At 51.3% G+C, this 23,383-nt stretch carries 20 protein-coding genes; 8 read left to right on the top strand and 12 right to left on the bottom strand.

The window, feature by feature from the left end; genetic code table 11:
* Positions 1 to 27: 27 nt before the first annotated feature.
* From PGRAT_RS11680 to PGRAT_RS11670, 3 genes are all read right to left on the bottom strand, one after another.
* Positions 28 to 1,896 carry a beta-glucoside-specific PTS transporter subunit IIABC gene (locus PGRAT_RS11680; protein ID WP_025707707.1) on the bottom strand — a complete coding sequence of 623 codons (1,869 nt, stop codon included), beginning with the start codon at positions 1,894 to 1,896 and terminating at the stop codon, positions 28 to 30.
* A gap of 168 nt (positions 1,897 to 2,064) precedes the next feature.
* Positions 2,065 to 2,946 (bottom strand): LysR family transcriptional regulator, encoded by an 882-nt coding sequence (locus PGRAT_RS11675; protein ID WP_025707706.1) that lies wholly within the window; start codon positions 2,944 to 2,946, stop codon positions 2,065 to 2,067.
* Positions 2,947 to 3,054: 108 nt separating this feature from the next.
* Entirely contained in the window at positions 3,055 to 3,894 is an 840-nt protein-coding gene (locus tag PGRAT_RS11670; protein ID WP_025707705.1) for a DUF3737 family protein, read from the bottom strand.
* A gap of 168 nt (positions 3,895 to 4,062) precedes the next feature.
* Here PGRAT_RS11670 and PGRAT_RS11665 point away from each other — a divergent pair, with 168 nt between their 5' ends.
* A complete protein-coding gene (locus tag PGRAT_RS11665) occupies positions 4,063 to 4,383 on the top strand; it encodes a carboxymuconolactone decarboxylase family protein (protein WP_025707704.1) in 321 nt (106 codons plus the stop codon).
* Between the two features lie 20 nt (positions 4,384 to 4,403).
* A complete protein-coding gene (locus tag PGRAT_RS11660; RefSeq protein ID WP_025707703.1) occupies positions 4,404 to 4,799 on the top strand; it encodes a cupin domain-containing protein in 396 nt (131 codons plus the stop codon).
* Positions 4,800 to 5,059: 260 nt separating this feature from the next.
* Here PGRAT_RS11660 and PGRAT_RS11655 read toward each other — a convergent pair whose 3' ends face one another.
* Positions 5,060 to 7,708 carry an adenosylcobalamin-dependent ribonucleoside-diphosphate reductase gene (locus PGRAT_RS11655; protein WP_042266621.1) on the bottom strand — a complete coding sequence of 883 codons (2,649 nt, stop codon included), beginning with the start codon at positions 7,706 to 7,708 and terminating at the stop codon, positions 5,060 to 5,062.
* A 430-nt stretch (positions 7,709 to 8,138) separates the two neighbouring features.
* Between PGRAT_RS11655 and PGRAT_RS11650 the strand changes: the two genes are divergently transcribed.
* The 3 genes from PGRAT_RS11650 (at position 8,139) to PGRAT_RS11640 (ending at position 12,187) form a co-directional block, all read left to right on the top strand.
* Positions 8,139 to 9,884 carry a DEAD/DEAH box helicase gene (locus PGRAT_RS11650; RefSeq protein ID WP_025703390.1) on the top strand — a complete coding sequence of 582 codons (1,746 nt, stop codon included), beginning with the start codon at positions 8,139 to 8,141 and terminating at the stop codon, positions 9,882 to 9,884.
* Positions 9,881 to 10,957: a YqhG family protein gene (locus tag PGRAT_RS11645; protein WP_042266619.1), complete on the top strand. Its 1,077-nt coding sequence runs from the start codon at positions 9,881 to 9,883 to the stop codon at positions 10,955 to 10,957. Before PGRAT_RS11650 ends, PGRAT_RS11645 begins: the two co-directional genes overlap by 4 nt.
* Positions 10,958 to 11,113: 156 nt before the next feature.
* Positions 11,114 to 12,187, top strand: coding sequence for a hypothetical protein (locus PGRAT_RS11640; protein ID WP_156124062.1), 1,074 nt, complete (start codon positions 11,114 to 11,116; stop codon positions 12,185 to 12,187).
* A 125-nt stretch (positions 12,188 to 12,312) separates the two neighbouring features.
* On the opposite strand, the gene PGRAT_RS11635 is transcribed toward PGRAT_RS11640, so the two are convergent.
* A complete protein-coding gene (locus PGRAT_RS11635; protein WP_042266615.1) occupies positions 12,313 to 12,558 on the bottom strand; it encodes a YqzE family protein in 246 nt (81 codons plus the stop codon).
* A gap of 209 nt (positions 12,559 to 12,767) precedes the next feature.
* Here PGRAT_RS11635 and PGRAT_RS11630 point away from each other — a divergent pair, with 209 nt between their 5' ends.
* Positions 12,768 to 13,526, top strand: a complete 759-nt coding sequence (locus PGRAT_RS11630; RefSeq protein WP_052415754.1) for an N-acetylmuramoyl-L-alanine amidase — start codon at positions 12,768 to 12,770, stop codon at positions 13,524 to 13,526.
* Here the strand turns inward: PGRAT_RS11630 and PGRAT_RS11625 are convergent.
* The 3 genes from PGRAT_RS11625 to PGRAT_RS11615 all read right to left on the bottom strand — a co-directional run bounded on the left by PGRAT_RS11625 (position 13,513) and on the right by PGRAT_RS11615 (position 16,257).
* Positions 13,513 to 14,448 (bottom strand): divergent polysaccharide deacetylase family protein, encoded by a 936-nt coding sequence (locus PGRAT_RS11625; RefSeq protein ID WP_042266612.1) that lies wholly within the window; start codon positions 14,446 to 14,448, stop codon positions 13,513 to 13,515. The two genes, PGRAT_RS11630 and PGRAT_RS11625, sit on opposite strands and share 14 nt — an antisense overlap.
* A gap of 97 nt (positions 14,449 to 14,545) precedes the next feature.
* Positions 14,546 to 15,643: a glycerol dehydrogenase gene (locus tag PGRAT_RS11620; RefSeq protein WP_025706168.1), complete on the bottom strand. Its 1,098-nt coding sequence runs from the start codon at positions 15,641 to 15,643 to the stop codon at positions 14,546 to 14,548.
* Positions 15,644 to 15,801: 158 nt separating this feature from the next.
* Complete coding sequence (locus PGRAT_RS11615; RefSeq protein WP_025706167.1) at positions 15,802 to 16,257, bottom strand: MerR family transcriptional regulator; 456 nt, start codon at positions 16,255 to 16,257, stop codon at positions 15,802 to 15,804.
* Positions 16,258 to 16,452: 195 nt separating this feature from the next.
* Here PGRAT_RS11615 and PGRAT_RS11610 point away from each other — a divergent pair, with 195 nt between their 5' ends.
* Entirely contained in the window at positions 16,453 to 17,322 is an 870-nt protein-coding gene (locus PGRAT_RS11610; RefSeq protein ID WP_025706166.1) for an SDR family NAD(P)-dependent oxidoreductase, read from the top strand.
* A gap of 355 nt (positions 17,323 to 17,677) precedes the next feature.
* Positions 17,678 to 18,514 (top strand): YihY/virulence factor BrkB family protein, encoded by an 837-nt coding sequence (locus tag PGRAT_RS11605; RefSeq protein ID WP_025706165.1) that lies wholly within the window; start codon positions 17,678 to 17,680, stop codon positions 18,512 to 18,514.
* Between the two features lies 1 nt (position 18,515).
* Here PGRAT_RS11605 and PGRAT_RS11600 read toward each other — a convergent pair whose 3' ends face one another.
* The 4 genes from PGRAT_RS11600 to PGRAT_RS11585 are packed head-to-tail and all read right to left on the bottom strand — an operon-like array spanning position 18,516 to position 23,369.
* Positions 18,516 to 19,922: an FAD-dependent oxidoreductase gene (locus PGRAT_RS11600; RefSeq protein ID WP_081954748.1), complete on the bottom strand. Its 1,407-nt coding sequence runs from the start codon at positions 19,920 to 19,922 to the stop codon at positions 18,516 to 18,518.
* 15 nt (positions 19,923 to 19,937) lie between these two features.
* Complete coding sequence (locus PGRAT_RS11595) at positions 19,938 to 21,467, bottom strand: extracellular solute-binding protein (protein WP_036703889.1); 1,530 nt, start codon at positions 21,465 to 21,467, stop codon at positions 19,938 to 19,940.
* Between the two features lie 38 nt (positions 21,468 to 21,505).
* Entirely contained in the window at positions 21,506 to 22,381 is an 876-nt protein-coding gene (locus PGRAT_RS11590) for a carbohydrate ABC transporter permease (RefSeq protein WP_025704441.1), read from the bottom strand.
* 22 nt (positions 22,382 to 22,403) lie between these two features.
* Positions 22,404 to 23,369 (bottom strand): ABC transporter permease, encoded by a 966-nt coding sequence (locus tag PGRAT_RS11585; protein WP_025704440.1) that lies wholly within the window; start codon positions 23,367 to 23,369, stop codon positions 22,404 to 22,406.
* Positions 23,370 to 23,383 lie beyond the last annotated feature (14 nt).

Here is a 23,383-nt window from a genome sequence, read left to right as displayed (position 1 = left end):
TACACTCCTAAGAATGAGTATTGTTATTTATGCTTTTACTAGCAGCAGCGCATTGTTGAAATCTATATAATCACGACTACTCTCTGATACCACATCTGAATAATTATAGGTATTGGTTACAATAACAGGAGTTTGAGTAATATACCCCTCTTGTTTGATTTTCTCCAGATCAAAGGTCAATAAGGTCTGGCCTTTAGCGATTCTTTGACCTTCCACAACATGGGCTTCGAAATATTTCCCATTTAGTTTAACGGTGTTAAGGCCAACATGAATGAGGATTTCTACACCGTCATCGGATAATAAGCCCATGGCATGCTTTTTAGGAAACAGTGAAACGATAACCCCAGCAAAAGGAGCCACCACTTTCCCCTCACTTGGCTCTATAGCAATTCCCTTCCCCATGGCTTCTGAAGCAAAGGCAGCATCCTGTACATCTTGTAATGGAATGATTGCCCCTTTAATTGGGCTCATAATCACAGAGTCTTTAATCGTAATCGTTTCTTCATCACTAACAACCGTTTCTTGAGTGGTCAATTCTTGTTCATATTTCAAACTTAAGAAGTAGGTAATAACCGCAGTTACAACCGCTGTAATTACTAATGCAATCAAAATATTATATAGATTCCAGATATTCTCTCCGATGTACAGTGGAATAGCTGGAATTCCTGAAGCACCTGTCGCATAACGAGAGACATTCATTAGTCCTGCATATAGTCCTCCACTGGCAGCACCAATCATAGCAGCAACGAGAGGATATTTCTTAGGCAAGTTCACGCCATACAAGACGGGTTCCGTAATTCCCATAAAAGCTGTTATCCCGCTGGAAGTTGAAATTTGCTTTAACGCCTTATCCTTTGTTCTCATCCCTACCACCAATGCAGCGACACCTTGGGAAATACAATTTATCATCGCTCCAGGGCCGATAATGTTCTCGTAACCCAGGGTGGTGATTTGAGCCAACGATAAAGGAACGATATTATGGTGTAATCCGAACATAACCAGTATCGGCCATAAGGTTGCGATAACGAATATAATCATCCAAGATCCGTGCGACCCCAGGAAATCAAATCCCATAGCTAAATACGTTCCGAAAAATGACCCTAGAGGTCCTAATACGGTTAAGCTGAGGAGCCCAACTACCAAAATCGTAAACATCGGAACAAAAATAACTTTGACTGCGTTTGGAATGATCCTTTTGAATATCGCTTCCATATAAGATTGTGCCCAGACAGTTAAGAGGATTGGAACGACAGAAGAACTGTAAGCAACCAGTGTCAACGGGATTCCAAAGACGCTAACTTCATTCCCGTCTGTCCGCAATTGGGTCAAGTTTGGATGGAGTAAAATACCCGCCAGCACCAAAGCCAAGACGGGACTGCACTTTAACTTATTAGCAGCAGAGTACGCCAATAGAAACGGCAGGAAGTAGAAAATGGCATCCGACATAAAACTTAATACATAATAGGTCTGGGACTCCTTTGAAACCCAACCAAATAAAATAAGTAGAGCGAGCAGCGCTTTTATCATACCTGCGCCAGCAATAGCTGGAACGATCGGACTAAATGTACCGGAAACGAAATCGATTAATTTGCCGATGAACCCTACCTTTCTCTCTTTAGCTAGTTCACGACCTGAACCTTCTACGGATTTCAGATGCTTAATAGCCTCCGTGTAAACGTCTTCAACATGAGTACCAATAACAACCTGAAATTGTCCGCCGCTTTCAATAACATCAAGAACGCCGTCCAATGCTTTCACGGCTGGTTGATCTGCCTTATTATTATCATTCAGAGCAAATCTGAGTCTGGTCATGCAATGAGTTAATGTAGATACATTTTCACTGCCGCCAACTTTCTCTACAATTTCTCCAGCTAATTTTTCATACTTTTGGCTCATACAATTATGCCCCCTCCTAATAAATGCTGCATAATATGAACGAATACGGAAGCGCTTTACAACAACAAAAGGCTATTTATAAGCGATAAGTAAAGGCTTCATTCACATTACACCTTTAAAATATCACTATATAAACAGCTATAGCCAATGCCTATATTTCATTCTTCATTATGCCTGCAAGGCATGCTTGATATATTGTAAAAACCTGGCCGCAGCCTGACTGAAAATTTTGTGTTTTTTCCAGACAATCACACATCCGAATTGAAGTACAGGATAGAAGGGCCTAAAGCATAAATGATCAGAGTGCTTCATTGCGAAAGCACCCTCAATGCAAATTGCCGTTCCCATTCCCTGCTCCACGAGATTAACCACATTGGATATTAAGTTATAGGTAGCTACAAAGCGTAATTGTGAGTGCTCATCGGCAAACCAACTGGCAATTTCATTCTGTAATACTGACCGGCTGGGTATAAGCAGGGGTACTCCGGCCAGGTCTTTGGAAGTAACATATTCCTTCTGTGCCAGCGTTGACGAGGTTTTGGTAAGAATTCCCCAGCGTTCCTTTTGCGGCAGTCTGATAAAATCATATTTTTCAATATGAATAGGCTCCAACAAAATGCCAATCTCAAGTAAGCCCTTATCTATTTTTTCCTTTATATCATCACCTGTCCCGCTGAAAATATGATAGGTGACCTGTGGATATTCAACATTAAACGCTTGTAATAACTCGAAAATAACATTTGATGTTAATGATTCAACACTTCCAATGGATATTGTTCCTCCAACCAGATTGCTCTGATCTTTAAACTCTTTCTCTGTTTTATCCGCAAGGGTAAGGATTTCTTCTGCTCTTTGACGCAAAAGCATCCCCGCATCGGTTAGTGTGATCTTACTTTTTCCACGTGTGAACAATTGAGTTCCTAAGTCTTTTTCAAGATCGGCCAGCTGTCTGCTTAACGTAGGCTGTGTAACATGCAGGATAGTAGCCGCGTGCGTAATATTTTCAACACGGGCTACGGTTAGAAAATACCGAAGTACTCTTAGTTCCATTGTTCCTCCTGATTGCATTTATTGTAAAATTTCAGCAGCCGCGAATCACCCGCTACCCACACAGAACCATCCGGATAAAACTCTGCTTTGCTGAGAAGCTCATTTCATTTAATCATTCAGCTCATATATAATATTTGAAGCAGCAATTCCTTCATCGTCCAGTATTATTTCTCCAATTCCATTCGCTTTAATGATTCCGGAGATTGGATTTTTGACACTGTCAATCATTGTAGTTGTTGTCACATTAATTGTGGAATATTCAAAGGCCAAATCCGTATTGATTATGCTCCCATCTTCAATTACCACGTTCTCCATGTAACACATTCCCTGATTACTCTCAATAGTGCAGTTAATAAACGTAATATTTTTAGAATTCCATCCTAAATATTCTCCGGTGATTAACGAATCATATACGGTGACATTTTCACAGTTCCAGAATGCGTCTTTTGAGAGGAGCCGGGAATTACGGATTTCTATGTTTTTCGCACCATCGAAAACATAGTTTCCGGTCAAAGTTAAATCATCCACTCTGATATTTTCGCTGTTCATCCCAAAATAATCTCCTCTTGCAGTTACATGTAACAATTCAATATCCTTACAGTTCCATAGCGTCTCCTCTGCATTAGGCATATCCACATGATTCAGACGGATATCACTTGCCCTGCGAAATGTCTTGGGTGCTTCAATGACACTGTCATTCATAGAAATATGATGACTGTACCAGATTCCGGAGCGTGCCATTTCCTGAAGAGTTGTTCGCTTTAAGCTAATGTTCTGGCAATACCATAGCGGATACTTCCATTTAAAAAAACTGTTGTGGATAGTAATATCTTCACTTTCCTTCAGCGGTGATTCACCTTCCGCAAAAGTAGAGTTCTTAATCAAAAGATTCTTGCTCTTAAATAGTGCGCGTTCTCCTGTTAGCTTTTGTTGGTCAATAGTTTGCATTGCTAATCCCCCTGTCTCAGATCAGCTTACAACTTAAAGTTAACTTGAAGTCAAATATTTTCGGGCACGAATAGATCGATAATTATTGATCTCTACTTGCGTTAAAGTCCACTTGAAGTTGTACACTAGATGATGTTGCAGCTAATACATGAATGGAGGATGGTAACAATGGCAGAGAAACAAACTGCAGGAAGAGACAAGCTGGGAGAATTTGCACCTAAATTTGCTGAACTGAACGATGATGTATTGTTTGGTGAGGTTTGGTCAAGGGAGGAAGAACTTTCTCCCCGCGATCGCAGCATGATTACAGTAGCAGCTCTAATCACAGGAGGAAACTTTGAACAGTTAACTCCACATCTTCATAAAGCGAAAGCAAATGGAATTACCCAAGAAGAAATTGCCGAGATCATTACACACCTTTCGTTCTATGCCGGTTGGCCCAAAGCTTGGTCTTCTTTTAACATCGCTAAGGAAATCTATAAAGAATAAAAATAGAGAGGATGTCCATGATGTCAAATGAACAATTAAAGGGCAGCACCATTTTTCCATTAGGAAAAAAAGTTGAAGCTAATTTTATCGGCGATGCTTATTTACAAATGGTCTTTACTGATCCAACTCCTTTAAATGCCCCGATCGGAAATGTGACCTTTGCCCCCGGCGCCCGTAATAACTGGCATTCACATAAAGTTGGACAGGTTTTATTAGTTACAGGTGGTGAGGGTTGGTATCAGGAAGAAGGAAAACCTGCACAGTTGCTTAAAACTGGTGACGTAATTAATATTGCACCAAATGTGAAGCATTGGCATGGTGCTACCCAAGACAGCTGGTTTGTCCATCTGGCTATTACACCAGGCGAAACCGAATGGTTAGAGCCTGTCGATGACGCATGGTATGGTAGTTTATAAACATTATTTATCACATTATAAAAGTCCCGATATAGGAAATTCCTAATCGGGACTTTTATTGTGTTCATTTAAAAAAATCAAAGCCGCTAATTTCAATGCGTTTAAATGCATAAAAAAACTCACTTGAATATTTATGCATTCTATTAAATAGATTAATCGATTATCATCTTTCATGATCCACTTTTATTATCATTTGTGGCCGTTTTTGCAGCTTTGGTGATCCACCACATATGCGTGTATATCTGCCTAAGCCCTTATCCTTACCCGCACCGGCTATACCCGCAATTGCTGCAGGTCTTGCAGCCTTCGATGTTGATCAGCGAGGCGCTGCCGCAGGATGGGCAGAGGTCGCGGGAGGCGGTGGCGTGGCTGTGCGCACTGTGGCCGCCGTGGCCGTCATCGGCCGAAGCTGCCGCTGGAACGCTTGATTTCAGCTCGGCGCTGAGCGCTTCGTTGAAATCAAGCTCCAGGGTGGCCGCGATTGGAGCGGGCACATGGTCGTCATGGGCGTTGTTCAGCACATGGGTTTCCAGGGCTTTGGCTACCGCGTCGGCGATGGACTCGACGCGGTTCGCGCCGAAGCCGATGGCGCCGGAGCCGCCGATGCCCTTGAGATGCTTGATCAGCAGCTCAACCTTCTCGCCGTGGTCGCCGTAGCGGAGGAACAGCGAGCAGACACGGCCCAGCGCTTCGGCCATGGCGAAGACGTCGGAGCCGGCTTTGCCGACATTCAGGAAGATTTCGGCCGGAATGCCGTCCAGGTCATTGATGGTGATATACGCCATGCCGAATGGCGTGTTGATCTTATAGGTAGCACCGCGCAGCACTTGCGGGCGTTTTTTGTATTGTTTGTCCACTGCGCTTACCTGCGGCGCAGGAGCTGCAGCCCCAACTGCGCTGGCTGTTACAGCCGGTGCAGCGGGTTCTGCTTCCGGAGCTGCGGCTTCCACTGCCGGAGTATCCTTCTTCTCTTCCTTCTTCGAGGTTTCCAGCACCTGTACGTCACGGCTGCCGTCACGGTAGATCGTTACGCCTTTGCAGCCCAGATCGAAGGCCATTTCATACAGCTCTGCCGTTTCCTCCACGGTGAAGTCGGACGGGCAGTTCGCCGTTTTGGAGATCGAGCTGTCCACCCAGCGCTGGATTGCCGCCTGAGCGCGGATATGATCCTTGGCCGACAGGTCCATCGACGTTACGAAGTAGTCGGGAAGCTCTTCACCCGGATGGGCTTCCAGCCATTCCTGGGCAATCGGCACAAACTGCTCGTCGTAGCCGAGACGGCTCTGACGGAAGTATTTGAAGGCAAAATAAGGCTCGATGCCGGTCGATGTACCAACCATAGTACCCGTACTGCCTGTAGGGGCCTGAGTAATAACGGTAACGTTGCGCATGCCGTTCTTACGGATCGAATCACCCACTTCAGGGTAGGTTTCGGTAATATTTTTCATGAATCCGCTGAGCAGATATTTCTCTGTGTCAAAAGCCTGGAACGATCCCTTCTCACCGGCAATTTCGGACGAGGCCAGGTAGGCTTCCCGGGCCATGAAGCCGTAGAGCTTGTCCAGGAACTCCAAGGATTCGGGGCTGCCGTAGCGGATGTTCAGCTTGATCATCAGCTCGGCCAGGCCCATGGTTCCCAGACCTACGCGGCGTTCTTTGCGCTGGTTGGCTTCATTCTCCGGGAAGTGATACGGTGTCTTGTCAATGACGTTGTCCAGGAAACGGACGGAATAGCGGGTAGTCGTCGCCAGATCCGCCCAATCCACATCATGATTCTCCGCATCATAGAACTTGGAGAGGTTGACGGCGGACAGATTGCATACGCCCCAGCCCGGCAGCCCCTGCTCCCCGCACGGATTCGTGCAGATAATCGGGTTGAAGTACCAGCTGTTGGACATCTGGTTGTAGTATTCCATGAATACGACGCCCGGCTCAGCCGATTTCCAGGCCGATTCAATAATGGTATGCCAGACATCGCGGGCCTTAACCGTGCGATAAGGAATGACTGCGCGACCGTCAGCCTTCCATTTATCCAGATCGCCGTCCCAAACCGTATCATAGTCAGGATCGGTGGTATCCGGGAAGACCAGTTCCCAGTCCAGATCCTCCTTCACAGCCTTCATAAAAGAGTTGCTCACGCATACCGACAGGTTAGCATTCGTCACCTGGCCCATGGTCTGCTTCACGGTGATGAAATCGACAACATCGGGATGCCAGTCATTGATCATCAGCATCAGCGCGCCGCGGCGGCTTCCGCCCTGCTCAATCAGTCCGGTCGTGTAGCTGAACAGTCCGCCCCAGGATACGGAGCCGCTGGACGAACCGTTAACGCCTCTGACAATAGCGCGGCGCGGACGCAGCGAGGACAGGTTGATGCCAACACCGCCGCCGCGGGCCATAATTTCGGTCATTTCAGACAGCGTCTGCATGATGCCGCCCCGGCTGTCTTTTGGCGAAGGCACAACATAGCAGTTGAACAGGGTCAGTTCTTCGCTTGCTCCGGCACCTGCGGCAATCCGGCCGCCCGGAACGAGCTTCCAGTCATCCAGAATCGAACGGAATTTGCCTGTCCACTCTTCCTGAAGCTCAGGGGTTGACTCTACGGAGGCCATGGCGGACGCAAGCCGGTCCCACATTTCTTCCGGGGTCTTCTCTATGTTAAGCGTCAGCTTCTCTACATCAGATTGTACAAGCTCGCCGCTGCGTGTCTTTACCGTAACAGTGCGTCCGTTCCGTTCTACAATTTCTCCGACTTCCTTGGTAGGGAATTTCGGATCATCTTTGGTCAACACCAGCACCACATCGCCTACCTTGGCATTGTTGCTGTCCGCATCCTTCCAGGCGTAGCGGTCCAAAAATATTTTTTCGCTCAGACCTTCAAGACGCTGTTTGCGTTCCACTGTACTCAATAGAAAAACCTCCCGGATAATGTGATATGTAAAACCATGAAATACAAGGATGCCTCATGGCACTGTATCTATAAACCCCTATATTCCAGCAGAAACTTTGCGGGTAACCGCCGCAGCCGGCGTGTACTCCGAAAGTTTCCCTTGTCAATAAAAAATAACCGCAAAATTCCCGCCGTAATCAAATATTTCAAGCATTTGTAACAATATATGGTGTCAGTCAGCTTTTCAACTATACCACATATTGTGTGGAAGGTCTTTTTCGAAAATGGGAGCATCTCGCCGAAATATCGGCAAAAGATGGCACTTTTACTCCCTCTTGCTCGCTATTTTACAACATCCGGCCGAAAATAGCAGGTTATGAATTCTCTCTTTTAAGAGCATACTACTGCTACGTGTCCGATATGAACCAAGCACCGGAGGAGGCTGCAACATGACGCAATTATTCCGCAATCCCTTGCCCGAAGAAACGGGTACCCCGGCCCCCCTGCTTCCTGTTCCCCTGTCTTTTGAACGAAACTGGCTGAATGATTTAGAGTCAAGGCTGGACAAAGGCGGACCTTGGGGTGACTGGAGATTATCCAGACTGGCCATTGAGGGGGAAAAGTCCGGGCTTGTAACCAGCTTTGATGAGCTGCAGTGCATGAAGCATCTGTCCGGGCTGTCCCCGCTCCCCCACCAGCTCGATACTGCTCATAAAGTACTGTTCCAAATGTCAGGCCGCGCGATTCTCGCCGATGAGGTCGGGCTTGGCAAAACGATTGAAGCCGGGCTTGTGCTGAAGGAATATCTGGTACGGGGGCTTGTAGCCAAGGTGCTCATTCTCGTTCCCGCTTCACTGGTGCTGCAATGGGTGCGTGAGCTGAACAACAAATTCGGGATTTCCGCTGTAGCCCAGAAAAAATCCTACTCCTGGGGCAACGACATTGTGGTCGCCTCCATGGATACCGCCAAGCGTGACCCCCATAAGGAAATGCTGCTGAATAATGAATACGACATGCTGATTATCGATGAAGCCCATAAGCTCAAGAACAAGAAATCCACCAACTACCTGTTCGTCCAGCAGCTGCGCAAAAAATACTGCCTGCTGCTCACCGCAACTCCGGTTCAAAACGATCTCGGTGAGCTGTTCAATCTGATTACGCTGCTGAAGCCGGGCCAGCTGGGAAACCAGGGGGACTTTGCCGCTAATTTCGTGGTGGACAAGCGCCAGCCGAAGAATGAAGTCCAGCTGCGGGACGAGCTCTCCAAGGTCATGATCCGCAACCGCCGCGGCGAAGGTCCGGTCACCTTCACGAAGCGCAAAGTGCGCAATATACCGCTCACGCTCTCACCGGAGGAAAAAGTATTATATGACGGTGTCACCGCTTTTGTCAAAGACCAATATCAGGAGGCTGGCGGCAATCTCAGCAGCATGCTCTCTCTGGTAACGCTTCAGCGGGAGGTGTGCAGCAGCCGGGATGCTGTCTTCATCACCCTCGTCAATCTGATCAAAAAGCTTCCGGCGGACTCTCCCAAGCGTGACCGGATGATGGAGCTGCTTCAGACCATCCGCACCGTCAAGAGCAACACAAAAGCGGAGAAAGCCATGGAGCTGATCCGGGAAATGAACGAAAAGGTGATTGTCTTCACTGAATACCGTGCGACCCAGGAGTATCTCCTCCAGTATTTCCGCGAGCACGGGCTCCAGTGCGTCACCTACTCCGGCGGCATGAACCGGGGCAAAAAAGACTGGATGATGGATCTCTTCCGCGGCCGCGCCCAGGTGATGATTGCCACGGAAGCCGGGGGCGAGGGCATCAACCTGCAGTTCTGCCACCATATGATTAATTTCGATCTGCCCTGGAACCCGATGCGTGTCGAGCAGCGGATAGGCCGGGTGCACCGGCTGGGACAGGAGAATGATGTGGTGATCTACAATCTTTCTACGGAAGGCACCATTGAGGAGCATATTCTTCATCTGCTGCATGAGAAAATCAACATGTTCGAGATGGTGATCGGGGGGCTGGATGTGATTCTGGAACGCTTTGAGAAGAAGGAATCGCTGGAAAAAAGCCTCTATAAGATCATGCTGGAAGCCCGCAGCGACGAGGAGCTGCGCAGCGGGCTGGATCACATAGGCGATTCGCTGAGTGAGCTGACCCACGGGGTGCGGGACGGACAGGAGGCTGAAGCATGACACTCACCGCACAGGAAATACGCAAGCATGTGATGGATTACCTCGAGGCAACGGAGTGTTCGATTATCGAGGCGTCGCCGCTGCATGTAACGGTGAAGCTCTCGCCGCGCGCGGACCGGATGCTCACAGACCGGCCGTATTATTGGGGGTTCGTCGAGCGGACAGGCGTGGACCCGGAGACCCTGTCGTTCACTTTCGTCTTCGAGCCGGAGAAGTACGACAATCTGGCCGCCGCGGCGCAGGCGGCTCCACCCTCCCGGCCGCTGCGTCCGGGGAACCCCGCAAGTGCGGCGGGCCTGCCGGCCGGAGCCGGAGCGGACGGGATGGAAGCCGCCGCAGATACGGGCGGCGCCACTGCCGGAGGGCCGCCGGTATCTGCGGCACCGCCGGGGGGCCCGGCTGATCCGCAGGACAGCATCCTCGCCCGGTTCTTCGGGTTCGTTCCGGCGCTGCCCCGGATCGGTCCAGGCATGATCAGGCGCGAAGACATCATCTACGGCAGCAAGCGGCTGCGGCAGATCTGGGCGGCCGCCCGGGATGAGGGCAAATGCCTGCAGCTCTTTGAGGACCCGGGAAGCAGACAGAAGATGACCTTGTTCTCTGCAGCCTATGAACCGTGGCTTGCAGTCTGCTACAAGGTGGAAATGAGCTGCGACCTGAAGCGGGAGGAGCTGCATTTCATCGGCGTCTCTCTCACCTCCGGGCGGATCATCCCGGACTTTGAGGCCAAACTGGCCTCCCGCGAGCTGACCCCGCGCCTGCCCGAGAACATTCACATTCAGCCTTCCGAGCTGACTGTTGCCGACGGGGCCGGCCGGCTGGAGGGTTATCTGACCTCTAAGCTTGCGCTCATGGACTACAATTGGGCCGAGGAGGCACGCGAACGGCTGCGGCTGGAGCTGAGCATCGTGGACATATACTACGAGGAACTGCTCAAAGAACAGGACGAGGAAAAAAGGCTGGCAATCCATGAACAATACAACCGCCGGCGCAAGGAAACGGCTTGGCAGTATGAACCGCAGATTGCAGTTTCCGCCGTAACCTATGGCCTCTTCAACCTGCGGAGCACATAAGATGTGACCCGGCTCGCTAAAAGCAGGCAAAAAAACAGCGGAATTCCCGCACGGCCGCGCGACAGCAAGCAACAGTCTTTTTAGAGCTTGTCCCCTACAATAGAAGCAGGCTGAATCGTGTGACAATCCTTATATTGTATGAAAGGTGAACGACAAATGAAGATAAATGCAAGGCAGAAGGACAGACTCGGGCGACGTGTACGCCTCCTCCTCTGTCTGTGTCTGGGACTTACCCTTTACTCGGCGGGTTCTGCGTTTCCTGCCGAGCTGTCCGCTACTGGTACCCGGGTAACCGTTACGCAGGCGGTCTCCCAAGCCACAGCGCCAATACTTGAAATGACAGCGATTGCTTCACCGGAGTCCCTGCAGGACTTCGCCCGTCTGACCGTTGGCAAGCTGTCTGCCAACCCGCCCTTCACCGCCTGGAAAAATGCCGGCACCAAGTATTATCCGCTGGGACCGGGAACCCACAGCTGGCTGGTGAATGTCATGAATGGTGAGCAGCGGATCGGTTATTTGATTATTACCGCCAAGGAGCAAGGCGGATATATGCTCAGTGAATATGGAGCCGGAAGCTACGGCCTCCCTTACAGCTTGCAGGATCTGCACCAGTTTCTGGTGCAGCAGGAACTTATCCCGTCTACTAATTCCGGGAATTTTGAACTTACGGCACTGTACGCTCCGCTGCTGCCGGTATGGAAATTAACGATAGACAACAAAACAATGTATATTAACGCTTCAGTATTACAGATTCTGCCATGGAGTTTAGATAAAGCGGAGGATATTCTTCATGCGAAATCCGCCGGTACTGGCGCATTATCCAGTTTGAATACCGGCCTTACTCCCCTCCCTGTCTACCAGACCGGGGGGCAGGATAATCCATATGCCGATTTGCTGTGGTTGTCAGCACCGCCGCTGACTCCCCTCAGCGGTGACAAATTTGCGCTTGCTCTCGCTTCAGGCGGCAGCCTTGCCTTTCAGTCCTCTGGCCGTAATGAGGCGTATGGATCTCCGTTTATGATTACCGGTTGCCAGAGCTGGGGTTTATACACCTCCGGCACCAGCACGGCAACCGGCAGTTCAGCCATTGTCTACGCTGCTTCCGGTCCGGGAGGCCAGCGGTATCTCCCGCTGGCAGCGCTGCAGGACAGCGGCACCCTGCACACGCTGACTTCGGAACACAGCCCCAAGCTGGGTTCTGCACCAGGAGAGGTTTCGTTCCGTAAGTGAAACTTTTTTTGCCTTAGGCGCAAGCTAAAGAACCTTCCCGTCTACCGTCAACTGGCATGAGAAGGTTCTTTTTTTGCTTTCAGCCGAATTAGCTCTTCAATGTGACTGGACCGGAGTTGCTCTCTCTATGTTCCGAGTTTCTCCATGTCTTTATTATTGTCTGGCAAAGCCGCCCGGTTCCTGTCCGATTTACCGCCGCGAGTCCACTTGCTGCGCCATATCGACCAGCCAAGCGGAAGCATCCCGAACCATTTTTCCGCCCACGGCTGCTTCTCAGCCTTTCTGCGTTCCCGGCTGGCCCGCGGGTCTTCCATATAGACGACTACCTTCTCCGTAATAAACTTCACCAGATCATCTCCGCCGGAAGCCATCTTGACACCTCCTGTTTCCTTTGATCGGGAATTCCCCTTTATCAGCTTTAAGCTCCATGTGTCTAGTGTGCTCCAATCTGCCTTTCCCTAAACCATCGCTCTGTATTTCGTATAGGTTCGCCTGCGGCGGTACACTCTAACAAAGTATCCATCCCAAAAGATCAATATCCTGGGCAAAGGAGGTTTTTCACTTGAGAGGCTGTATTCACTTGAAAACACAACCCTCAGCGGGCGCCCGCAGAGCGCAGACCCGCCGTTTGTGGCTGCTTCTGACCGCTGCAGGACTGCTGCTGTCACTCCTGTCGGGAACGGGTGCAGAGGCACAGGCGGTACCCGGAACGTCCGGGGCTGAGGCAAGTCCGGAACGACAGCAGATGCTGGGACATGATCAACGGATCATTCTGATCGATGCAGGCCATGGAGGCATTGACGGGGGCACCTCGCATGGCTCCATTCTGGAAAAAGACATTACCCTGGCGATTTCCCGCCGTCTGTTCCTGCTGCTGCGCAGCGACGGCTTCGACGCCATCCTGAACCGGACCGGCGACTATGCGCCCAGTGATGACAACCGCTGGCTCCGCAGCTCCTCACGGCATATGCGGGATCTGGCCCAGCGGAAAGAGCTGGCAGAGACACTTCCGGCGAACGTTGTGGTCAGTATCCATATCAACTGGGCGCCATCCCCGGCGAAAAAGGGCCCTTTGGTTCTATACCGCCAAGAAGGACGCAGCTTCCTGCTCGCAAGGTCGATTCAGGACCAGTTGAACCAGCTCTATGGCGCACAGGGAGCCCCCAGACCCGGTAAACCCTTTTATCTGCTTAACAAAATAACCGCCACAACGGTTATCGTTGAGGCGGGATTCATAAGCAGCCCGACCGACCGGGATATGCTGTGCAGCCCGAAAGGTCAAGAAAAGATTGCTGAAGCCATTGCGGGTGGCATAGCTGCCTATCTTATGGAAGTGTAACACTGGAATTCCATTTCCACTGGTCTTTGACCAGCTCAGAGATTCCGACAAATTCAACACTGTCCTTCAATTCGGCAATGCCGCTGCGGATACCTGCGGCGGTTTCTTTGCCTTGAATGCCGACATGTCCGATGGTCACACAATATTTTTGATCCAGCGCCCTTTCCTGCACCAGCCGCATTTGCTTCGCGACGTGGCCTGATGTGTGGACATCGTCCAGAAAAATGTGATTTTCTACCGGAGGCAATCCCATCTTCTGTGCCATTTTTCCGGCAATCGAGCGGTAATTGGTATGGCTGTCTACAAAGAACAGCCCGCGCTCCTTGCAGACGGTGAGAATAATGCCCATCACCCGCTCATCCCCGGTCACTTTGGAGCCCATGTGATTGTTGATTCCGATGGCAAACGGAACATTATCCAGCGCCGCCTCGACCGATTTCCGGACCTCTGCATCGCTCATCCGGGTCAGGACGGCTCCGGGTCCCAGCCATTCCGGTTTGCCCTGGCGCGGCTCCATGGGCAGATGGACCAGCACATCAAGCCCCTGCTCATGAGCCCTTGTGGCATCCTTCACGGAAGTCGGCAGGAACGGCATTACCGCTACGGTGAATTTGACCGGGAGCGCAAACATCTCTTCGGTTCCCTTCATGCCGTTGCCGAAATCATCGATGATGATAGCGACACGGCTGCGGCTTGCGCTGTCCTCCGCAGGCTGCACCCTGGAGCCGCGGCCGCCGTTTGGCGCAGCGGGCTCAGCCAGCAGAGCAGCTGCCGCTTTTTGCCCCGCGCTGTGATGAACATTCTCCGAAAGGCCGGCCCCACCTGCGGCCGGAACAGCAGTGCAGAGTGTGGCGGCTATAAAAATGGCGGCAGGGTAAAAATACTTCTTGGTGCGCTTAACCATACGTTTGCCCTTCTTCATAGGGAACGCCTCCTTCGAGTTCTACAACCCTTGTTCTCATTGTTTGGAACACGAAGGATTAATATGTACCGTCCGCCTGCGCAATTATTAACAATCGTCAGGAAACCTGCTGTCCCCGCAGGTCTGCCGCAAGTATTGCATCCAGCACCTGCTGCGGCGAAACGGCAAACGGCATGTTCCCCATCGGGTTGTCCGCTGCACAGCTGGCTTCGGCGGCAATCCTCAACCTTTCCGCCTTTGCAGCGTTCAGACCCAGTTCGCCCAGGGTTACGGGCAAGCCTGCCATCCGGCAAAAAGCAGTCACCTCTTCGATCTCTTCTACCGGTGCCTGTTCCAGCATCAGCTGTGCTAGTGTGGCGAATGCAACCTTCTCCCCATGCAGCATGTGGCGGCATTCCTCCAGCTGCGTCAGACCATTATGGATCGCATGGGCCGCGGCCAGTCCTCCACTCTCGAAGCCGATGCCGCTGAGATATATATTGGCTTCCACGATCCGTCCAACAGCTTCTGAACCGGTCCCTTCCCGGCAATCCCGCAGAGCCTCCGCTCCATAGGCAATCAGGGTGTCATGACAAGCCTTGGCCAGGGCAAAGGCGGCTATAGAGCTGCGGCCCCCGGCCTGGGTGACTACGCCGGAGCGGCGGCAGGCCCGGGCTTCATAGTAAGTAGATAGAGCATCCCCCATACCTGCAGCCAACAGTCTGGGCGGCGCTTTCGCGATAATATCCACATCGGCAATCACCATATCCGGGTTGTGCCGCAAGGGAAGGTAGCGGTCCAGTCTTCCATCCTCCGTGTACAGCACCGACAGTGCGCTGCATGGCGCATCTGTGGAAGCCACCGTTGGAACGAGCACCACTGGAAGGCCGGCAAAGTGGCTGACGGCTTTTGCCGTATCCAGGGTTTTGCCGCCGCCAATCCCTACAATTACATCGCTGTTGACCGTTGCCTGCGCTGCGGATACAATACGCTCGACCTGCTCAATCGAACATTCCCCCCTGAACTCCTCCTGAACGAGTGCAACGGAATACTGCTCAAAACTACGGTTAACCTCTTCTCCATACATGGAGTAAACGAACGGATCTAAGATAGCATAAACCCCTTTCGCCCCAAGCTGTGAGCAATACAGTCCGAGCTTGGAAATCTCGCCGCTGCCCTGAATATATTTGAACGGAGCACCAATCATCTGCGTCATATGCAATCCCCCCAAAAAGTTTGGTGCCCGGGCTTCCCGAGTATCCTCTTACAGACTGTTTCGGAAGCCTGCGCTGACCAATTCCTTTCATTCTAAGCAGCCTGCGGGAAATCGTGCAATGAAAAAAGCCCCACCCTAAAGGCCGGAGCTTCCGAATTTTATCTGATTGTCCGCCGCACCGGCATTTTTTTCCGGTCAACAGTGAGCTCGCATTCCTGCGGTCCGAGGAAATTCTGGTCCATTTTACTGTCGATCAGGTCTACAATCTGCTGCAGCGAGGCGATCTGATCCAATATTTTCTGCTTATGGTTCACAATCATCTCATGCAGCTCCGGAAATTCAGACAGATTGGAATCAAGCGACAGGTCCAGAAAAGGACGCATGTCGTCCAGCGGCATTCCTGTTTTTTTGAGGCAGGTAATCAGCTTCATGGTCTCAATATCGTTGTCGCCGTAGATACGGTGGCTGTTTCCCTTGCGCTGTGCCCGGGGGAGCAGTCCAATCTTTTCGTAATACCGGATGGTATCCTCTGTAATTCCCGTCAGCTCAGAGGTTTGTTTAATGGAATAACCCTGCACAATATGCACGCCGGTATCCACTCCAGTTTCACTCATAGGATCACCTCTCAGATTATTTGTGTACCGGTAGGACTATTATATAGCTTGGAGTCAGCTCCAAGTCAACTCTTTATCAATCCGAAAACGCTTCTTGACTTGGAGTCGACTCCAAGTTATACACTGAGCGCATTCACTGGCTGGCGCGATTCCATGCGAACTGCCTGCGACTTCATTACAAAGGGGAAATGACTAATGACAATAGGGCAACAACACCACGGAACAGCACTCATCACAGGTGCAAACAACGGCATTGGACTGGAACTGACCCGCAAAATGCTGGCCGAAGGCTGGCAGATTATTGCCTTAATCCGTTCAGGGTTTACAACTGACGATCCATTAATCACTGGTGCGGTTGCAAGCAGGCAACTGCGGATCTACAAAGCGGATCTGAGTGATTTCTACGCATTAAGCCATGCCCTGGATGAGATCAAGTCAAAGGAGCAGAAGCTCGATATTCTATTCAACAATGCAGGCGGAAGCTTTCCTGAGCTGAAAAATTCCAAGCAGGGGCGTGAAATGCATTTTGACCTTCAGACTGTTGCACCGTATATAATTACCATGGAGCTCAAAGCACTGCTGCAGAAGGGCCAATTAAAAACTGTAGTCAACACTTCGTCCAACGCTTTTATGACCATGAAGCAATTTAACCCGGATACACTGGAGCACCCCACTGAATTTAAAAAGCTCTTCGGTCCCTATGCCGCCTCCAAGCTGGCCCTCTCGCTCTGGACCCTGGAGCTTGCGCCGCAGCTGGCCGCAGAAGGAATTATGCTCCGCAGTGCTGACCCGGGAGGCAATAACACTATCCGCAGCGGAAAAAAATCCGGGCTGCCCTTTTGGCTGAAGCCGGTCATCAAGCTCTTTTTTCCCCATCCAAGCCATGGTGCCAACCTGCTGTATAACGCGGCCTTAGGCCAGCACAGCAACCTGCCCGGCGTCTTCCTGGTCAAGGATCAGGTAACTGGGCTGAAGTTCGCAGCCCACAGCTCCAAAGTGCTGTCCAAGGTGCAAGCTATATATGAACAGGAATTTGCCGCAGCGGAAAGTATGCATACTTCGTGATCACGTTCAGCCCCTTTGCGAAAATAACCCGCATTCTATTGCACTCTCTGACCCCAGAATTAAAGTTGCTAAAAAGCACTCCGGGCAATAGCGGAGTGCTTAACGCACAGTTTTTCTGCGCTGCTGTTATCCCATGCTGCACAAATCCCCCCGCTCTGCTGTGATTATTCCCATCTAGAACGAATGGTGAAGAATGGATTCATAACTGTCCATACCATTGATTTAGATCCCTGGTTAACATAAGCTATTGATTAACAGGCCCCGGCCCTCTATCCGCTTCGTCTGATGATTCAAACTGCGGAGTGGAGTTAAATATATGCGATAGCATATTATAGAATAAGCAGAGGAGGGCATTATGAAGAAAAGCGCCGCCGGAAGAGCTTTTTCCTTTTCCAAACAGCTGTACCAAAAGATCAAACTTGATGATGTGCAGGGGATCAGCGCGCAGCTTACTTACTACTTGATCCTGTCTTTGTTCCCTTTCCTGATTTTTATAATGACGCTGATTGGCTATGCCCATATTTCAGTAGAGGACAAGATCCGTGATCTGGAGCAGATCATGCCTGCAGAGGCTATCTCGATTATCGAGGAAATTCTGAAGGATGTGGCGGATGGCCGCAGCCAGGCCCTGCTGTCCTTTGGGATGCTGGCTACGTTATGGGCTGCTTCCAAAGGAATCAACGCTATTATCAAAGGCCTCAACCGTGCCTATGATATTGAAGAGAGCAGGGTGTTCTGGAAAATACGCGGTATTGCATTCCTGGCTACTCTGTTCATCGGATTCGTGGTGCTGCTCAGCATTCTGCTGCTCGTGCTTGGCACCTGGCTGAAGACACAGGTTTTTCTGCTCCTGGATTTGCCCTATGGCTTCCAAAAAATATGGGACCTGCTGCAATATGCCGTCCCGCTGTTTGTCATGTTTTTGGTATTCACCCTGCTCTACTGGATTGCCCCCAGCCGCAGGCTCACGCTTAAAGAGGTTATGCCCGGCGCGATGTTTGCCACCCTCGGCTGGATCATAACCTCTATCCTCTTCTCCGTCTATGTCAACCAGTTCAGCAATTTCACCGAAACCTACGGCAGTCTTGGCGGAGTAATGGTCCTCCTGATCTGGCTCTATATCAGCTCCATCATCATCCTGGCTGGCGGGGAGATCAATGCCATCCTGATGAAGCGTTCGCACAAGCGGTAATTCAAGAAGAGGTCCCCCCGCCGTCCTCTTCATTCCTTGTCTTTCCCGCAGTGGCTGCTGCCGTTTCAGCTTCGGTATCCGGCAGATATGCGCCTTCCTCCCGCAGACGTCTGCGAAGCGCCGCGATATTTACAGCGTGGACGTCAGGCGCTGGCTGAACGGAGGCCATGGCAGCCGCAATCCCGGCAGCCTCACCCATGGCGAGACAGACCGGCATCACTCTCACACTGCCCTGCACCTCGCGTACACAGGAAATGGAGCGTCCGGCAACCAATACATTTTTCAGAGATCGGGGTGTCAGGCAGCGGTATGGAATACCGTGAGATTCCCCCGGACCATAACGTTTAATGACTTCCTGTTTGCCGCCTGCCTGCTTCTCTTCTTTCTCCGTTCCATGAATATCTATGAAGTAGCTGTTGCGGCAGATTTCATCCTCAAAGCTGCGGCGGCCCACATAATCGTCGACACTAAGCACGTAATCGCCGGTAATTCGCCGTGTCTCCCGCACGCCCATCAAAGATCCCGTGTTGGCTACATAGGAGCTTCCAAAAGAAGCCGGCATAAATTCAGCAAGCGCGTCCCTGTAAGCAGCCGCCAGCTTGCGTCCCTGCATCAAGGCCTCCGATATGGACCCGGCATCTGTATTGTCCACGTCCCATAAATGCCCGGCGTTGAACCCCACCGTTCTGGGAGCGATAATATTGTTGCAGATATGCGCATCGGGAATCAGGGGATAGCGGCCCGAGCCGAGGATGTCATAGATCGAACTGGTTTTGTTGCTGCTGTGCAGCAGCGGACCATTGAGGTAAGCGTATTCATCCACATTGCCCAGTGTGAAGCAGTGCGTGGCAGGCATCAGCTCACCGGTCTGCATATCACCCTTAAGATATTCCGCTCCCGCCCAAGCGGCAACATCCGCATCGCCCGTACAATCGATATACACCTTGGCCTGGAGAGCCTGGAGTCCATTCTTGCTGGCAGTAATCAGTGTCGTCACCTTGCCGTTGTCATCCGTATCTACCGCCCCAAGCTGTGTCATGAACTGAACGACCGCCCCCGACTCCCGGACCAGTTCGTCATAGATAACCTTCAGCTTCTCCGGGTCAATCGGTACCCAGTCCATAGCATCCTTGCGGACATGCGGCATCTGCGCCTTCAGGGACTCGAACACCTTCATAGCCAGCCCCCGGTAAATGATCTGCTCCAGATCAGAAAATGGACACCACGCCGGGACAAGTCCCGAGGTTCCCATTCCGCCAAGGCTGCCGGTGGCTTCAACCAGCAGGGTTCTTGCCCCCTCCCGCGCCGCTGCGGCAGCGGCAGTGCAGCCGGCCGGGCCTCCACCCACAACAATAACATCCCATGAATCCTGAAGCGGTATTTCACTGTTCATCCTATAGCTGTTCATACGCGTTCCTCCCGGCTATTTCTTCACCGAAGCATACCATTCATTGACTTCCTTGCTGCTTGCTTCTCCGCCTGCGGCGTTGTATTTCCCGATGAACGCCGCCACGGCGCCGGTAGATTCCTCGCCCACAATCACTTTGACGGCAAAATCATTGATCATCTGATTCAGCGACGCGTTGTTCTTCGAATATTCCGGCAAGGACGGCGCCATCGCCAGCGGATCGGAGATCCGGTCTTCTGCCGGAATTTCCCTGTTCAGGAAGGTGAAGCCTGCGAACAAACGCGGGTCTTTCTGGACACGGGCCTGCCAGTAGACGGGATACAGCTTTTCATCAATTCCGGTCAGATAGTTGCTTGCAAGCCCGCGTTCATCCGTGAATAAGGGCAGAATCGGGCTGTATACACCGTCTTTGTAGGTGAAGTGCTTGCCTTCTTCGCCGATGGCGATCAGCTTGAAGGTGTCTTTATCCAGCTTGGCGTTAATCCACTTTATTGCGTCCTCCGGGTGCTTCGAGGATTTCGGTATAAATGTCAGCCGGTCGAAGCCGCCGCTCATCCCTAGACCTGCCTGCCCGTCCTTGCCCTTCAGGGCTGGAACATATGCGTATTTGGCATCCGGGAAGTTCTTGGTCAAGGCATCGGCAATGCCCGGGATGTCATACCACGGAAGCGGAATCACACCGGCCCGGCCGCTGGTGAACTTTTCCTTTAGCGTAGCGTCCTTGTTCACGGCGAATTCCTTGTCCAGCAGTCCCTGTTTATACAGGTCTGACATATAGCTGAGATATTCCTTGAACCCCGGTTGCAGCGGCGCCGCAACCAGCTTGCCGTCCACCTCACTCCAGCCCGTGGCAATGCCGAAAGCTCCGGTTACATTAACCATCGTAGCCATTGCGCCGTCAATGGACAGCGGAGCGCCTTTATCTCCGTTGCCGCCAGGGTCTTTTTGTTTAAAGGCTTTCAGGACTGCAGTCAATTCATCCAGTGTTGCGGGCATCTTCAGGCCGAGCTTATCCAGCCAATCCGTGCGGATCAGCAGACTGCTGCCAGCGAACTCGGAGGCCCGGTTCGGAATAGCGTAAATTTTGCCGTCCACCTTCATGGCCTCGAAGGACTCAGGGGAGATGGAAGCTTTGATATTCCCGCCATACTTGTCAATCAGTGGGGTCAGATCGACGAGTGCGCCCATTTTGGCATAATCGGTATAGACGGCCTTTTCCCCAGCGATCGTAATGACATCGTATGGCTCGGCGGAAGAGATCAGCAGATTCAGCTTATCCATGGCCTTGTCGGCAGGCAGCATTTCGTATTTAACCTTATAGCCGGTTTGTTCCTCCACCACCTTAGCCAGTGTATACGTGTTGTAATCATCCTTCGACCATAAATTAAGCGTCTTCAGCTCCGGTTTGGAACCGCTCTCCGTTTGCGCGCCGGCTGTTTGCTCCGCTGCACCCCCCTTGTTCGTATTGCCGGATGAACCGCAGCCGGCCGCCGATGCCACCAGCCCCGCACACAGCACAAGTGTCAGCCATTTTCTATTTATCATATGAATAAAACCTCCCCATAATTTCTAAAATCCGCAGGTCAACCCTTCACCGAGCCAATCAGCACCCCTTTGATGAAATACTTCTGCATAAACGGATATACGAGCAGGATCGGCACCGTGGATGCGACGACTGTGGCTGCACGGATGCCTTCGGGAGACATATTCATCAGATCATCTATGCTTTTATTCGTGAGATTCGCGCTGTTTGCGTCCATCACCACATCCTGCAGGTAGAGCTGCAGCGTCTTGAGCGCGGTGTCATTAATGTAAATCATCGGGCCGAAATAATCATTCCAGTAACCCACAGCATAGAACAGGGCGATAGTGGCAATCACCGGCATACTGAGCGGAAGGATGATCCGGAACAAAATGGTATAGGTCTTCGCTCCGTCGATCCGTGCCGATTCCTCCAGTGCTTCGGGCAGGCTTTCATAATAGCTTTTGATCACCAGCATATTGAATACACTGATCATCCCCGGAAGAATCAGCACCCAGAGATTGTCTACGAGGTGCAGCTGACGCATCAGCAGATAATTGGGAATCAATCCGCCGCTGAACAGCATCGTGAAAATGAACAGCACCATGCAGAAGGAAATGCCGGGAAGATTGCGTTTGGATAGCGGATAGGCTGTAAGCGCCGTCATGAGAATGGAAATCAGGGTTCCGATGAGAGTAACACCGGCGGAAATACAGAAAGCCCGAATGAACATGGATGAAGAAATGACCCTCATCAGGGTGTCGAGCTGAAAGCCTACTGGCAGAATCCCCACCTTCCCGGAGGTGATCGCCCATTCTTCACTGACAGATTTGGAGAAAACACTCGCCAGAGGCAGCAGCATGATCATTCCGAGGGCAATCAGAAACAGATACACGCCGGTATCCAGTAAAAGATCGCCTTTGGTCCGTTTTGTCATTGTTGTCCTGCTCCTTTCTTGCTCACCAGATCCCGCGCTTCAGCAGCTTGCGGCTGATATAGTTGCCGGAGACAATGAGAATAAAACCTACGACCGAATTGAATAATCCGACTGCCGTGCTGAAGCTGTAGTCCATTTTGCCAAGGCCGATCCGGTATACAAAGGTTCCGATGACATCTGCCGTCTCGTAGACTACCGGATTGTACATTGTTAGGATCTGCTCGGTCCCGGCATCCAGCACGGAGCCCAGGCGGAGAATGAACATCAGCACCACAGTAGGCAGAATCCCCGGGAGCGAGATATGCAGCATTCGGCGGATTCGGCCTGCCCCGTCAATGGAAGCGGCTTCATATTGTTCCTGATCAATCCCGGCGATGGCGGCTATGAAGACAATGGCATTCCAGCCCACCTCCTTCCACCCGGCAGTGAAAACTACCAGACTGCGGAAATACTGGTTGCTGACAAAAAAACTGACCGGCTCACCGCCGAACCACTGGATGATATTGTTGACTAGCCCCCCTGAGGTCGAGAGAATCGTCACGAACAATCCCGAAATAATAACCCAGGACAGAAAGTGCGGAAGATAGATAATCGTCTGGATCGTTCGTTTGAAAAACATCAGCCGGACCTCGTTCAGCACCAATGCGATGAGTATCGGAACCGGAAACAGCAGCACGATCTTATACACGCTGATCAGCAGCGTATTCATAAACACCTGTCCGAACTCTTCGGACCTCACCAGCTTGTGAAACTGCTCCAGCCCCACCCATTCACTGCCTCTGATGCCGTCAAAGATATTAAAGTCCTGAAAGGCGATCAGTACGCCATACAAAGGCGTATATTTGAAGAGCAGCAAAAACAAAAGACCGGGTATCAGCAGCACATAATAGTCCCTGTTCCTCCAGGCGATTCTCCACTTGCTTGCGGACCTGCTTCTGGCTGCGGCGGCTCTGCTCTTCCGGTTCAATTCAGTGGCACCTGTGCCCAAGTTCACTCACCCCC

This window comes from Paenibacillus graminis, from assembly GCF_000758705.1.
GTDB lineage: Bacteria > Bacillota > Bacilli > Paenibacillales > Paenibacillaceae > Paenibacillus_AQ > Paenibacillus_AQ graminis.
Note: the sequence above shows the minus strand (reverse complement) of the source record. Positions and strands in the feature narration are given on the sequence as shown.

Coding starts and splice junctions, on each gene's coding strand:
- PGRAT_RS11590 (WP_025704441.1), bottom strand. CDS start 22,381: ATGACAAAACGGACCAAAGGCGATCTTTTACTGGATACCGGCGTGTAT.
- PGRAT_RS11675 (WP_025707706.1), bottom strand. CDS start 2,946: ATGGAACTAAGAGTACTTCGGTATTTTCTAACCGTAGCCCGTGTTGAA.
- PGRAT_RS11680 (WP_025707707.1), bottom strand. CDS start 1,896: ATGAGCCAAAAGTATGAAAAATTAGCTGGAGAAATTGTAGAGAAAGTT.
- PGRAT_RS11605 (WP_025706165.1), top strand. CDS start 17,678: ATGAAGAAAAGCGCCGCCGGAAGAGCTTTTTCCTTTTCCAAACAGCTG.
- PGRAT_RS11595 (WP_036703889.1), bottom strand. CDS start 21,467: ATGATAAATAGAAAATGGCTGACACTTGTGCTGTGTGCGGGGCTGGTG.
- PGRAT_RS11635 (WP_042266615.1), bottom strand. CDS start 12,558: ATGGCTTCCGGCGGAGATGATCTGGTGAAGTTTATTACGGAGAAGGTA.
- PGRAT_RS11610 (WP_025706166.1), top strand. CDS start 16,453: ATGACAATAGGGCAACAACACCACGGAACAGCACTCATCACAGGTGCA.
- PGRAT_RS11660 (WP_025707703.1), top strand. CDS start 4,404: ATGTCAAATGAACAATTAAAGGGCAGCACCATTTTTCCATTAGGAAAA.
- PGRAT_RS11665 (WP_025707704.1), top strand. CDS start 4,063: ATGGCAGAGAAACAAACTGCAGGAAGAGACAAGCTGGGAGAATTTGCA.
- PGRAT_RS11625 (WP_042266612.1), bottom strand. CDS start 14,448: ATGAAGAAGGGCAAACGTATGGTTAAGCGCACCAAGAAGTATTTTTAC.
- PGRAT_RS11670 (WP_025707705.1), bottom strand. CDS start 3,894: ATGCAAACTATTGACCAACAAAAGCTAACAGGAGAACGCGCACTATTT.
- PGRAT_RS11640 (WP_156124062.1), top strand. CDS start 11,114: ATGAAGATAAATGCAAGGCAGAAGGACAGACTCGGGCGACGTGTACGC.
- PGRAT_RS11600 (WP_081954748.1), bottom strand. CDS start 19,922: ATGAACAGCTATAGGATGAACAGTGAAATACCGCTTCAGGATTCATGG.
- PGRAT_RS11645 (WP_042266619.1), top strand. CDS start 9,881: ATGACACTCACCGCACAGGAAATACGCAAGCATGTGATGGATTACCTC.
- PGRAT_RS11620 (WP_025706168.1), bottom strand. CDS start 15,643: ATGACGCAGATGATTGGTGCTCCGTTCAAATATATTCAGGGCAGCGGC.
- PGRAT_RS11615 (WP_025706167.1), bottom strand. CDS start 16,257: ATGAGTGAAACTGGAGTGGATACCGGCGTGCATATTGTGCAGGGTTAT.
- PGRAT_RS11650 (WP_025703390.1), top strand. CDS start 8,139: ATGACGCAATTATTCCGCAATCCCTTGCCCGAAGAAACGGGTACCCCG.